Below are 12,539 nucleotides of genomic sequence, written 5' to 3'. Positions count from 1 at the left end.
GCGCAGCAGTCGCCAGATGGCGCAATGGTCATGAATGCACGACCGCTGCGCGCTCGATCGCAGGCTGGCGCCAGCGGCTACATCGGTTTGCCGTAGCCGCTGCCGAGGCACTTGCACAGCAATCGCTTCGCAGTCCGAGCATCTATCAAACCACCTTGCGCAACGCCGGCAACCGCACCAGCGACCAGCCCGCCTCGGACTCCGCCAGGGCCAGGCGAACACCGTCGACCGGCAAGGTATTGAGCAGGGCCTGGGCCAGGTCGCCCACCATCCAATTGGCGGTATTGGAGGCAATCACTCGACCGTCGGCCGACACCAGTACCGCCTGATGCTCCAGGCGCATCAGGCTGCGCACCAGCAGGCGCTCGACGTTGTGCAGCGACAGGTCCAGCCCTGCCACGCCAATGAAGCGCTCCTGCACGTAGATCGGCATGGTGAAAGTCAGCACGTACATGTTGGTGCCATAGAGGTCCACATAGGGCCCCTCGACCGCACTCTTGCCGGTATCGCGAGGCCGCCGGTACCAAGGCATTTCGGTGTAGTCGTAGTAGTTCTCGCGGCGGCGGTCGAAGTTGGGGCGCAACGGCAGGGTCTTGCCGCCATCGGCCAGGTACCACCACTCCAGGTGCATTTCCCGGTCGGTCAGGCAGTTGGGCTCGACGATCACCCCACCACCACAGCCAAAGGCCCCGGTGGCAAGCAGTTGCTGGTCGATGGCCGGACGCAGCGAGGCCAAGTCACGAGCAGAAGGCTGGCGCCCCTCGCTCAAGATCCGCTCCCATAGATTTCGGGTTTCTTCCACCAACTGGCGGACCTGACTGAAGATGGTCCCCAGGGTGCTGTCCAACTGCTCGGCGCAGACAGACAGGGGGTCGTTATCGCTCAGGGCAAACATGGCATTTCCTCACGCAGGTTCGGCTTTCTTCTTATGGACGCTGCAACGCAATGCTGTTCAGACCACTTCCGTTTCGGCCAGCAGCTCCAGCCGCAAGCTGATCAGGCGCTTGATGCCGCGACTCACATGGGCCTCGGCGAGGGCGCCGGCCAACACCGAATCGCCTGCGACCAGGGCCTGGTGTATGGCCCGGTGTTCCTGTTCGACCACCGCTACCTCGCCACCACCGGCCGCCTCGAGCCACAACAGTTCACCCACTTCGGACTGCAGGCGCATCTCGGTGTGGGTCAGGCGCAACGATTGCGCAGCGGCCGCCACTTCGATGTGAAAGCGCGCATCGGCCCGGTGCCGGGCCAGGCGCGAGCCGGCCTGCTTGAGTGTCTCGATGTGCTGGGCGATGCGTGCATGCTGCTCGGGCGAGCTGCGCTTGGCCGCCAGGCGCGCGGCAGTACCGGAAATCGCGGTCTGCTCATCGCCCAGGTCGCGCAGGTCCGGGCCACTCATGTCACGCAGCTTTTGCAGCAGCAACGCTTCGGGCAACTCCACCGGCGCGCAGACAAAACTGCCGCCGTTGCGGCCACGCCGAGTCTCGATCAGGCCGCGCTGGCGCAGCACCACCAGCGCTTCACGCAAGGTTACCGTGGCGACCCCCAACTGCAGTGCCAATTCCGATTCGCTCGGCAACTGCTGCCCCTCGGCAAACAGGCCCAGCTCAATGGCCTCCACCAGCCTTCGCGCCACCTCATCGGTACGCCCTTCCTGGCGCAACCTGATGAAGGCGGTATTACGTGCAGTATTCAGGGCAGTCATTGCCTCTCCCTATCAAGCCGTTGCCAGACGTGGCGCATGCCTGGGCTAAAAGATTCATTTTTGCATCTTATAGCGAACAGCCAGTCGTCCGATACCGATTAATTGCCCATTTTTTGGCACGAAGGGTCATTTTCAGGGCAGTTGGCAAACATCAAACTTTAAGATATGGTTTCATATGTATAGCAGGCCGACACGGACACTGCTGCGCCTGCCCAGCGATTTTCCAATTACAAAACGACCAAGGAATACGCCATGCAAACCAAACTCCTGATCAACGGCCAACTGGTCGAAGGCCAAGGCAGCCCGTACGCCGTCTACAACCCCAGCGAGGGGGCGGTGCTGGTGAACATCGCCGAGGCCAGCAGCGAACAGGTCGATGCCGCCGTTCACGCCGCCGACCAGGCGTTTGATGCATGGTCACAGACGCCTCCCAAGGAGCGCGCCCAGCTGCTGCTCAAGCTGGCCGATCGCATCGAGGCCCAGGCGCAGACGCTGGCCCGCCTGGAGTCGCAGAACTGCGGCAAGCCCTATCAGGCCGCCCTGAACGATGAAATCCCGGCGATTGCCGACGTGTTCCGCTTCTTCGCCGGTGCCAGCCGCTGCCTGTCCGGCTCTGCCGGAGGTGAATACCTACCGGGCCACACTTCGATGATCCGCCGCGACCCGCTGGGCGTGGTGGCCTCCATCGCTCCCTGGAACTACCCGCTGATGATGGTTGCCTGGAAGCTCGCGCCTGCCCTCGCCGCCGGCAACTGCGTGGTCCTCAAGCCATCGGAACAAACCCCGCTCACCGCTCTGGAGCTGGGGCGCATGATGGCCGACCTGTTCCCGGCCGGTGTGGTCAACATCCTCTTCGGTCGTGGCCCAAGCGTGGGCGAGCCTTTGGTCAACCACCCCAAGGTGCGCCTGGTCTCGCTCACGGGCTCGGTGGCCACCGGCGCACGCATCATTTCCAGCACTGCCAGCAGCGTGAAACGCACGCACATGGAACTGGGCGGCAAGGCGCCGGTGCTGATTTTCGACGATGCCGATATCGATGCCGCTGTCGAAGGCATCCGCGCCTTCGGCTTCTACAATGCCGGCCAGGACTGCACCGCCGCTTGCCGCCTGTATGTACAGCAAGGTGTATACGATGCCTTTGTCAGCAAACTCGGCGACGCAGTGGGCAGCCTGCGCATGGGCCTGCAGGATGATCCGCAGACCGAACTCGGCCCGCTGATCACCCGCGATCACCTGGAACGCGTGGAAGGCTTCGTCGAACGCGCCAAGGCCCTGCCGCACATCCGCGTAATCACCGGTGGCAAGCGCGCCGAAGGGCCAGGCTTCTTCTTTGAGCCGACGGTGCTGGCCGACGCCCGCCAGGATGACGAAATCGTCCAGCGGGAAGTGTTCGGCCCGGTGGTCAGCATCACCCCCTTCACCGACGAGGCCCAAGCCCTGGCCTATGCCAACGACTCGGACTACGGCCTGGCTTCATCGGTGTGGACCAACGATGTGGGCCGCGCCAACCGCCTGGCCGCCCGCCTGCAGTACGGCTGCACCTGGGTAAACACCCATTTCATGCTGATCAGTGAAATGCCCCACGGGGGCATGAAGCAGTCCGGTTACGGCAAGGACATGTCCATGTACGGGCTCGAAGACTACACCTGCGTGCGCCACGTCATGTTCAAGCATTGAATCCCGGCGCGTGGCGCACCTGATCGGGGCGCCGCGCACCACGCCAAGGCATTGGCAGCAGCACCGATTGCACAGTAGCGCCTGATGAAACCGCCCGAAAACGGGCCCTCGACATAAAACATATAAAACCATAGGCAATATGGCATGGGTTCTGCTTTCACTCCTGCCTGCGTCTGAAACCAGCCGTCATTGTTACCGTTCGGCACAGCGGCGGTAACGGCTTACGAGGTGTACCACCATGCTTATCACCGGCATCAAGAGCCGCCCGGTCTACGACCGGCTGCAACCCATGACAGGCGGCCTGCGCCACCTGATCGCGGGCCAGGGCAGCGGCGGCGCGGCCATGCTGCGACTGCTCGCGGACATGTCCGAGAACCAGCGCCACAACAGCACCCTGCTGTATTCCACCGAGTCGTTCTCTGGCCACAGCCATCTGCAGGCCCTGCAAGACGCAGACGCCGCGGGCCTTGAAGTGTTCGCCAGCAACCAGGCCCTGATCGACGCCCTGCGCGAGCGCCTGGGTGATGCCCACATGGGCACCCGCTTGTACCTGAGCGGCTCGGAAAGCTTCATCGGCACCGCCATGCAAGCTGCCAACGCCGTCGACCTCAACCGCGACGAAGTGTTGCGTGAACACAGCGGCACCCTGGTGCGCCGGGTCTGGTGCGCGCACTGCGACACGTACACCGAAAACGTCACCCAACGCGTGTTCATCTGCCCCGGTTGCCAGCTCAACCTGGTGGTGCGCGATCACTACTCCCGTCGCCTGGCCGCGTTCCAGGGCATCAAGGCCGATGGCGAAGTCCCAGGCGAACTGCCACCTGCCGAGGAGCTCGACACATGAATACCCACAACGGCACCTTGAGCGTGCGCGTCGCCCGCATCGAGCAACTGACCCCGGAAATCAAGCGCTTCACCCTGGTCGACCCCGACGGCAAGCACCTGCCCGCCTTCTCCGGTGGCAGCCATGTGGTGGTGGTACTGGAAGACGGCGACAAGACTCACCGCAACGCCTACTCGCTGATGAGCTCGCCCTACGACTCCAGCGCCTACCAGATCGCCGTGCGCCGGGTCAGTGACGGTCGCGGCGGCTCGCGCCTGATGCATGACAAGGTCGGCGAAGGCGACCTGCTGCAAATCCTGCAGCCGGCCAACCTGTTCCCATTGGCCAAGCACGCCCGCCAGCATGTGTTCATTGCAGGCGGTGTCGGTATCACCCCGGTGTACTCGCAACTCGAGGAGCTGCACGTCAAGCAGTCCACCTTCGAGCTGCACCTGGCTGTGCGCGGCCCCGAGCACACCGCCCTGGGCCAAGAACTGCAGGCCCGCTACGGCCAGTGCATCCACCTTTACATACAGGGCCAGCAGCGCCTGGACATCCGCAGCGTACTGGCCGGCAGGCCGCTGGGCAGCCACGTCTACGTCTGCGGCCCCGACAGCATGATCGACGACACCCTCGACAGCGCTCACGCCCTGGGCTGGACCGACAGCCATATCCATTACGAGCGTTTCGTCGAGCAAGGCTCCACAGGCCAGCCCTTTAGCGTCACCCTTGCGCGCCAGGGTGTAACGATCGAGGTGCCGGCCGAGCAATCGCTGCTCGAAGCTGCCGAACAGGCTGGCTACAAAGTGCCGTACCTGTGTCGGGGCGGAGCCTGTGGCTATTGCGAAACCGAAGTACTGGAAGTCGATGGTGAACTCGACCATCGCGATGACTGGCTCAGCGAGGACGACAAGCTGAGCAAGCGCAAATTCATGCCGTGCGTCTCCCGCGCCAACTGCAGCCGCCTGGTCGTAGACCTCTGATACAGGACAACAACAAAATGACCGCATTCAAGCCCATCGAAACCTACGCCGACGCCGGCAGCGACCACACCTACAGCAACAGCCGCGAAGCGATCGTGCGCCTGCCCTTCCCTTACCCGGAAGACCAGTACATGTACTCGATGAACGTCGAGCCCCATGTGCCGTTCGGCCAAGGCGCGCTGCGGGCGCAGTTCGACATCGACGAGCACTACATCTCCGAGTGTCACCACCGCGCCCAGACCCTGGACAGCGCGCCCGGTGTTCACTACGCCGCGCTGCCGCACATGATGGAAGCCCAGTGGGACCTGCTCGAACTGCTGATGGAGTCGTACTCGCGCGACTTCCCCGAGCACTTCACCCTGGAGAAGAACGGCAGCCAGTGGCACTGGATCAACCGCCCGCTGCAAATCGACGACACCTTCACCTTCGGTGACGCCAGCACCTTGCCGATGGACCCGATGGAGTACATCACCCGTCAGGCCCAAGGCGAGTTCATCCTCCTCGAAGAGCGCGACGAAACCCTGGTAATGGGTGCCGGCATGGCCACCCAGCGGGCGGATTACTCGCTGCGCTTCAACCTGGGCATGAGCTTCATGGAGTTCCACGGCCCGGTGCCCAAACTGCATGAAATGGGCATCCTGCAACGCGCCCTGAAGTTCCTCCTGCGCCTTCGCCCCGGTCACCCGGTGCGCCGTACCAACTGGTCGATCACCGTCAACCCGCGCCTTGAGACCTCGGCCGAGACCCTGCCGGACTGGGCACCGGAGCGCACCATCGTCACCCCGGAAAACGCCGGCGAGCTGGTCAACCTGCGCATCGAACTGCAGCCGCTGCACCGCCTGCCGCGCAGCAACGCCGTGCTGTTTCCGGTGCGCACCTACCTGGTCAGCCTCCAGCAACTGGCCGAGTTCGCCCCGCAATGGGCCAAGCGCATGCACCGGGTAATCCGCGACCTGGATCAGGAGTTGGTCGACTACAAGGGCTTTACCCGTTATCGCGACGCCATGGTCAGCTACTTGTCACAGTTCGACGACGGCACCCCAGTCGACGAAAGCCAGCAATAACACACCTTGCGAGCGCGCCCCGAGGGCGCGCTTCCAACCACGACAAGCCTTGCCACTCACGGATCACCTCATGAAAACAACAATACGAAACTTCCTGCCCGAGAGCTGGAGTCTGGTGTTCTCCGCCGCCGGTTCCGCCTATGGTGTCGGCTTGCTGGGCCTGTGGGCCTTGCCCTTTCTGATCAGCGCGATCATCCACGACCTGCAACTCAATGAAGCCCAGGCCGGGCTGCTGATGTCGGCCGAATTTGGTTTCACCATGCTGGCCTCCTTGCTGATCGCGCCATTCATGGGCCGCGCGCCCCGACGTACCCTGGCGCTGGTCGGCACCGTGCTGGCGATTGCCGCCAACCTTGCCAGCGCCAACATCCAGGACATCTACACCCTGGCCGCCGTGCGCTGCCTGGCGGGCCTGGGTGCCGGCCTGGCCCTGGCCTGCGGCAACGCTGCAGTGTCCAGCGCCAAACACCCGGACCGTATTGCCGGGCACATGAACGTGCTGTCGGTGCTGTTGATGATCGTGGTGATGCTCGGCTACGCCAAGGTCATGGCCTTGTATGGCTTGTCAGGCCTGTACTACGCGATGGCCGCAACCATGGCGGTGATGCTGCTGGCTATTCCGGCCATGGCCCAACGTGCGCCCGCTGCCGAACCCTGCCCGTTGGCACACGCTGCCGGTAAAGGCTCGGGCAATATCCTGCTGAGTCTGCCGGCGATCTGCATGATGCTGGCGATGTTCGTGTTCCAGGCCCGCGACACCATGGGCTGGGCATTTGTCGAGCGTATCGGCACCATGGTCGGCTACAGCGGTGACGAGTTGGGCATGCTGCTGTCGTTCCAGTCGTTTGTCGGCTTGATCGGACCGCTGATCGCGGCCATGGTCGGCAAGCGCTTCGGCATGAGCACCCCGGTGATCCTGGCAATCCTGCTGACCGGCGGCACCAGCCTCAGCTATGTCCTGGGCGAACACTCCAAGACCCTGTACACCGCCGGTGTAATGACCATCTGCATTACCTACTTCTATGCCCTGAGCTACCTGACCGGCCTGGCTGCAGCCCTGGACCGCGAGGGTCGCGTGGTGGCTGCCGCCAGTAGCTTCCTGAGCCTGGGCCTGGCCGTGGGCCCGGCGATCTCCGGCGGCTTGATCTCGTTGGGTGGCTTCACTCTGGCAGCCTGGGGCATTGCCGTGACCGTGATACTGACCTTGCTGCTGGTGATCGTCCCGCTGGGCAGCATCCGCCGTGAACCTTCCACCCTGGCGCCCGCAGTAGCGCTCTAGGCGCCAGAAACACCACCGCTACGCGCCGTCGCCAGCGGCTACAAGCACCGGGCCTGTAGCCGCTAGCGCCGGCTGATCACGACCTCCAGGTATTCGCTGGGCACCACCAGTGACGAGGCGCCTGCCACGTTGTGGTCGTTCAGCAATTGAGTCAGGTCGGTTTCCAGGGCGCTGGCGCTGACCGCTTCCAATGACGCAAAGGCTTTATGTACCGGGCCGTACCAGGTCCTGAACACGTCGATGAAATGCGCCGCCGAGCGATAGCGAAAGTTGAACTGTTGGCGGCTCACCGTGATGTTGCCAAGGGTGTCGGCGAACAGACTGCGCAGCTGTTCTTCATCTCCCCAGCGTGACGGCGGCTGCGCACCGGCAGGTGGCGGCACATGGCGCCCGAGGGTCTTGAACATTTGCCCGATAAAACCTTGTGGTGTCCAGTTGGCCAGGCCAATCCGGCCGCCCGAGCGACAGACACGGCCAAGCTCTTGCGCCGCTTGAGCCTGGTCGGGGGCGAACATCACCCCAAACGTGGAGACCACCGCATCGAAAGCGCCATCGCCAAACGGCAACGCCTCGACATCGGCTACTTGAAACTCGACGTTCAAATGTTCTGCCTGCGCGCGCGCTTCACCTCGTTTCAATAACTCGGGCACATAATCCGTCGATATGACCCGACAGCCGCGCCGCGCTGCAGCCAGCGTGGCGTTGCCATTGCCGGCCGCCACATCGAGTACCTGCTCATCCCAGCGCAAATCGCAGGCTTCGGCCAAGCGCTCGCCAACCAGTTGCAAGGTTGTGCCGATCACCGCGTAGTCGCCGCTGGCCCAGGCAGCCTGCTGACGTGCTTTCAACGCATTCAAATCCAGGGGTGTGCTCATGGCATGCACCTTCGTCATCGGCGCGCGCCTCACCCTGAGTCGATCAACGCGCCACTTGTTGTCATTGGGGGTTTTCAAGCCATGGCGGTGGCTTGGACCAACGCCACCGACCAGCTAAACGCTATCCCCGCGAGCCGGCAAGCACGGGTGCTTGCCAGGCAAGATCTCTTTGGTACATCCCTATAGCCTTCACGCATATAGCGGTGAAGGCACCCCTGCTGCTACTCGAATGATCCAGTACGCACCTCGCCACTGCGCACGTAGTGGGCAATCAGCGCCCCGCCTGGCGTGCAGATCGAGTCTGCCAAGGTAAAGGAGGCTGGCTGGGCGTTGTCATCGAACAAGCGCTTACCCTGCCCCAGCAAGAGCGGAAAGATCATCAAGCGCAGCTCATCCACCAGCCCGGCAGCCAGCAACTGGCGTACCAGGTCACCGCTACCCTGGGTCAACAGGTCGGCGCCCGGTTGTTGCTTGAGTGCATGGATCGCCTCGACCAGATCGCCCTGCAGCCCATGGCTGTTATGCCACTCAAGCGTATCGGCATGATGGGTGGCGACGTGCTTGGGCACGCGATTGAACACATCGGCGATGAACTGGTTCTCGGGTGCAGTCTGGTGCGGCCAGTAACCCGCAAAGATGTCGTAGGTGCGCCGCCCCAGCAGCAACTCGAAGGGCTGCGCAAACAGTGCGTCGATGGCCTGGCCAAATACCTCGTCTGCATAAGGCACGATCCAGCCGCCCAAACAGAATCCGCCACGGGTGTCTTCTTCAGGCCCGCCAGGCCCCTGGATGACACTGTCCAGGCTGGTGAACGCGGCAACGGTAAGCTTGCGCATGGTGTTCTCCTCATGGGTGCATGTGCAGGTACAGGTAGTCGAACACCGAGCAGCCAAATCGACAGCGCGATACCGGTCACAAACACCTGGTCAACCGCCATCGTCCTTCTGGACGCTGGCCCGGCTCTGCTACCCTGCGTCTTCTGCGAATACGCCGCGCCGTCTGCCGAGGTCTTGCATGCCATTGTCCAGCCACACCGAAACCCTTTGGATCGACACACCGCACGGGCGGCTGTTCTGTAGCCGCTGGTACCCCGCCCAAAGCCCGGACAACGGGCAAAAGCCGCCGATCATCCTCTTTCACGACTCACTGGGCTGCGTCACGCTGTGGCGGGATTTTCCCCAGCAACTGTGCCAGGCCACTGGCCGTGAAGTGATCGCCTATGACCGCCTCGGCTTTGGCCAATCGGATGTATATCCGGGGCCACTGCCACTGACGTTCATTCGCGACGAGGCCGAGCGCTTCTTCCCCTACCTTGAAACGGCCTTGCAGATTGAGCGCTTTGTCGCCCTGGGCCATAGCGTCGGCGGCGCAATGGCCGCAGCCTGTGCCTCGCGCTTTCACCAACAGTGCGCGGCATTGATCACCGTCGCAGCCCAGGCATTTGTCGAAGACCGCACCCTGCAAGGCATCCGCGAAGCACAGGTGCAGTTTGCCCAACCTGGGCAAATGGCCCGCCTGGAGCGATACCATGGCACCAAGGCGCCCTGGGTGTTCAATGCCTGGACGCAAACCTGGCTGGGGGAAAATTACCGTCACTGGACCATCGAACACTCGGTCGATGCCATTCATTGCCCCCTGCTGGTCCTCCATGGCGAGCACGACGAATACGGTTCAGTGGCGCACCCGCAGCAATTGGCCACGCTGTCGAGTGCGCCGAGTGAATGCCTGATCCTGGACGATTGCTATCACGTTCCCCATCGCGAGGCACCGGATGTGGTACTCAAGGCCGTGGGACGTTTTCTCGACGCCCATCCGTAGCCGCTGCCGCCAGGCTGCGATTGGGCGCAAAGCGGGCACACCGTCCCGGCCTTCAGGCTGACACGTACGGCGAGTAGTCCACATACCCCGTGCCCGAACCGCCGTAATAGCTGGCACGGTCCGGAACAGCCAGGGGCCAGCCATTTTTCAGGCGGGCGACCAGGTCAGGGTTGGCAATGAACGGCTGGCCAAAGCCGGCCAGGTCGATCAGCCCGGCGTCTACCAGGTCCTGGGCACGCTCCAGGGTCATGTCACCGGCCAGGATCAACGCCGTGTGCCCCAACTGCGCCTTGCAGTGCTCAAGCAAGCTGCACAATGCCTGATCCCGGGCGGTGGCGCTCTCACTGGCGAGGAAGAAGTGGGTCTGGTCCATGACGTGTACATAGGCGATGCCACGAGCGCCCATGCCTGCACACAGTGCCGCATAGGTCTCATCGATCTCAGGGTAGAGCGGCATGTCGAACAGCTGCCCATAGGGCGAGATGCGAATACCCACCCGATGGGCGCCAATCCTGGCAATGACTGCATCGATCACTTCGAAGACAAAGCGCAGGCGACCTTCCAGGGTGTCGGCGCTATAACGATCGGAGCGGTCATTGACCAGGGGGTTGAGGAACTGCTCGATGAGATAGCCGTTGGCGCCATGGACTTCAACGCCATCGAAACCGGCTTCAATGGCATTGTGCGCGGCCTGGGCGAAGTCCTCGACCACCCGGGCGACTTCCTCGGTGGTCAACGGGCGAGGCGTCGAAGTGGCGACAAAACCGGGTTCACCCTCGGGGGTATAGCCGAAGGCTACTGCCCCCTGGGCGGCCTTGCTCGTGGCACTCACAGGTGCTTTGCCGTCGAGCTGGATCGAGGTATGCGACACGCGCCCCACATGCCACAACTGGGCGAACATTTTGCCGCCGACGCTGTGAACGGAGTCAGTCACCAGCTTCCAGCCCTGGATCTGCTCCGGGGTGTAGATGCCCGGATTGAACAGGTAGCCCTGCCCTTCACGGGAGATCGGCGTACCTTCCGAAACGATCAGGCCTGCCGTGCCGCGCTGGGTGTAATGCAGCGCCACCTGTTCGGTGGCGATATCGTGCGGTGCCCGTGAGCGGGTCATCGGGGCCATGACGAAACGGTTGTTCAGCGCCAATCCGGCAAGGTTGCAAGGAGCAAACAGGTCAATCATGTAGGGGGCCTCTTGAATAGGCTTGCGCCTGGGGAGTGATGAGGCCATGGTAGGGTCTTGCCAAAACAGCCACAATCAAGCCAAAACGCAAAACATTATTGCCATTGCAGCAACCAGAGTCCCTTCAATGTATCTCAAGGCCCACCGTTTCTTCGCGATGGTGGCGGTAACCGGGAGCTTTTCCGCCACCGCCCGCCACTTCCAGGTACCTGCCTCGTCGGTGTCGCGCTTCATTGCCGCGCTTGAACGCGAGGTGGGGCAGCAACTGCTGTACCGCAACACCCGTGCGGTGAAACTGACCGACGCCGGCGAGCGCTACTACGTGCAGATCCGCGAAGTGCTGGAGCTGCTCGACACCGCCAATGAAGACATCAGTGGCAAGGTCGGCGACGTTCGCGGCCTGGTGCGCATCAATGCGCCGGTCGCGTTCGGCCACCTGCATATCGTCAAGCTGCTTGATGGCTTGTACCGGCAATACCCCGACCTGACCGTCGAGCTGACGGTCACCGATGCCTTTATCGATCCGGTGCAGGAAGGCGCCGACCTCACCTTCCGGGTGGGCCACCTGCAGGATTCAGGGCTGATCGGGCGCACACTCTGCGACCAGCGATTCGTCCTGTGCGCCAGCGCCGAGTATGTGCAGCGCTACGGTAAACCTGCCGTTCCCGAGGACCTGCAACAGCACTGCTGCCTGGTCTACAAAGGAACCGGTGGCGCCCAACGCTGGCATTTCCGCCGCCCGGGCACCGAGGCGACTACGATCATCGACGTGCAAGGCCCGCTGCGCAGCAACAACGCTCAGGTACTGGTGGAAGCGGCGCTGGCAGGCCGGGGCATTGTACTGTTTCCTTCCTGGCTGTTTGACAACGAGCACTTCAGGAACAAGACCTTGGTCCAGTTGTTGCCTGACTGGGAAGGCTCGGTGGATGCAACGCCCAGTCAGATCCACTTGATCTCCCCGGAAAACCGCCTTCGCTCGCAAAAAGTACGACGGGTATGGGACTACTTTCTCGACGCCATCGGCTCACCGCCGTATTGGGACAATTTGACGTGAGGCCACCTTGCCCCCCATTTCAGGTGGTGGCCGGGAATTTTGTTAGCTTGCTAACTTTATGCCCAGCGCTTGCGCCGAGTG

At 62.8% G+C, this 12,539-nt stretch carries 12 protein-coding genes; 7 read left to right on the top strand and 5 right to left on the bottom strand.

Annotated elements, in window-relative coordinates; all coding sequences use genetic code 11:
- Positions 1 to 145 precede the first annotated feature (145 nt).
- Both H621_RS0118775 and H621_RS0118770 read right to left on the bottom strand, forming a co-directional pair.
- Positions 146 to 895: a PDC sensor domain-containing protein gene (locus H621_RS0118775; protein WP_028944874.1), complete on the bottom strand. Its 750-nt coding sequence runs from the start codon at positions 893 to 895 to the stop codon at positions 146 to 148.
- Positions 896 to 952: 57 nt separating this feature from the next.
- Complete coding sequence (locus H621_RS0118770) at positions 953 to 1,705, bottom strand: FadR/GntR family transcriptional regulator (RefSeq protein WP_028944873.1); 753 nt, start codon at positions 1,703 to 1,705, stop codon at positions 953 to 955.
- Positions 1,706 to 1,957: 252 nt separating this feature from the next.
- On the opposite strand from H621_RS0118770, the gene H621_RS0118765 reads away from it, so the two are divergent.
- The 5 genes from H621_RS0118765 (at position 1,958) to H621_RS0118745 (ending at position 7,531) form a co-directional block, all read left to right on the top strand.
- On the top strand, positions 1,958 to 3,382 hold the full coding sequence (locus tag H621_RS0118765) for a gamma-aminobutyraldehyde dehydrogenase (RefSeq protein ID WP_028944872.1): 1,425 nt from the start codon (positions 1,958 to 1,960) through the stop codon (positions 3,380 to 3,382).
- Between the two features lie 238 nt (positions 3,383 to 3,620).
- Positions 3,621 to 4,226: a dimethylamine monooxygenase subunit DmmA family protein gene (locus H621_RS0118760; protein ID WP_028944871.1), complete on the top strand. Its 606-nt coding sequence runs from the start codon at positions 3,621 to 3,623 to the stop codon at positions 4,224 to 4,226.
- Positions 4,223 to 5,188 (top strand): PDR/VanB family oxidoreductase, encoded by a 966-nt coding sequence (locus H621_RS0118755; RefSeq protein ID WP_028944870.1) that lies wholly within the window; start codon positions 4,223 to 4,225, stop codon positions 5,186 to 5,188. The genes H621_RS0118760 and H621_RS0118755 overlap by 4 nt, the downstream gene beginning before the upstream one ends.
- Before the next feature lie 17 nt (positions 5,189 to 5,205).
- The gene (locus tag H621_RS0118750) at positions 5,206 to 6,252 is read left to right on the top strand and encodes a heme-dependent oxidative N-demethylase family protein (protein WP_028944869.1); all 1,047 of its coding nucleotides are present in this window, start codon (positions 5,206 to 5,208) and stop codon (positions 6,250 to 6,252) included.
- Positions 6,253 to 6,322: 70 nt separating this feature from the next.
- A complete protein-coding gene (locus H621_RS0118745; RefSeq protein WP_028944868.1) occupies positions 6,323 to 7,531 on the top strand; it encodes an MFS transporter in 1,209 nt (402 codons plus the stop codon).
- Positions 7,532 to 7,593: 62 nt separating this feature from the next.
- Here H621_RS0118745 and H621_RS0118740 read toward each other — a convergent pair whose 3' ends face one another.
- Together H621_RS0118740 and H621_RS0118735 are read right to left on the bottom strand one after the other, a co-directional pair.
- Positions 7,594 to 8,406: a class I SAM-dependent methyltransferase gene (locus H621_RS0118740; RefSeq protein WP_028944867.1), complete on the bottom strand. Its 813-nt coding sequence runs from the start codon at positions 8,404 to 8,406 to the stop codon at positions 7,594 to 7,596.
- A 221-nt stretch (positions 8,407 to 8,627) separates the two neighbouring features.
- On the bottom strand, positions 8,628 to 9,242 hold the full coding sequence (locus H621_RS0118735; protein WP_028944866.1) for a dihydrofolate reductase family protein: 615 nt from the start codon (positions 9,240 to 9,242) through the stop codon (positions 8,628 to 8,630).
- 178 nt (positions 9,243 to 9,420) lie between these two features.
- Here H621_RS0118735 and H621_RS0118730 point away from each other — a divergent pair, with 178 nt between their 5' ends.
- Positions 9,421 to 10,224, top strand: coding sequence for an alpha/beta fold hydrolase (locus H621_RS0118730; protein WP_028944865.1), 804 nt, complete (start codon positions 9,421 to 9,423; stop codon positions 10,222 to 10,224).
- A gap of 52 nt (positions 10,225 to 10,276) precedes the next feature.
- Here the strand turns inward: H621_RS0118730 and H621_RS0118725 are convergent, their stop codons facing one another.
- A complete protein-coding gene (locus H621_RS0118725; RefSeq protein WP_036990078.1) occupies positions 10,277 to 11,404 on the bottom strand; it encodes an alkene reductase in 1,128 nt (375 codons plus the stop codon).
- Between the two features lie 127 nt (positions 11,405 to 11,531).
- On the opposite strand from H621_RS0118725, the gene H621_RS0118720 reads away from it, so the two are divergent.
- Positions 11,532 to 12,458 carry a LysR family transcriptional regulator gene (locus H621_RS0118720; RefSeq protein WP_028944863.1) on the top strand — a complete coding sequence of 309 codons (927 nt, stop codon included), beginning with the start codon at positions 11,532 to 11,534 and terminating at the stop codon, positions 12,456 to 12,458.
- Positions 12,459 to 12,539: the final 81 nt, after the last annotated feature.

It is taken from the genome of Pseudomonas vranovensis DSM 16006 (genome assembly GCF_000425805.1).
Classification (GTDB): Bacteria; Pseudomonadota; Gammaproteobacteria; order Pseudomonadales; family Pseudomonadaceae; genus Aquipseudomonas; species Aquipseudomonas vranovensis.
Note: the sequence above shows the minus strand (reverse complement) of the source record. Positions and strands in the feature narration are given on the sequence as shown.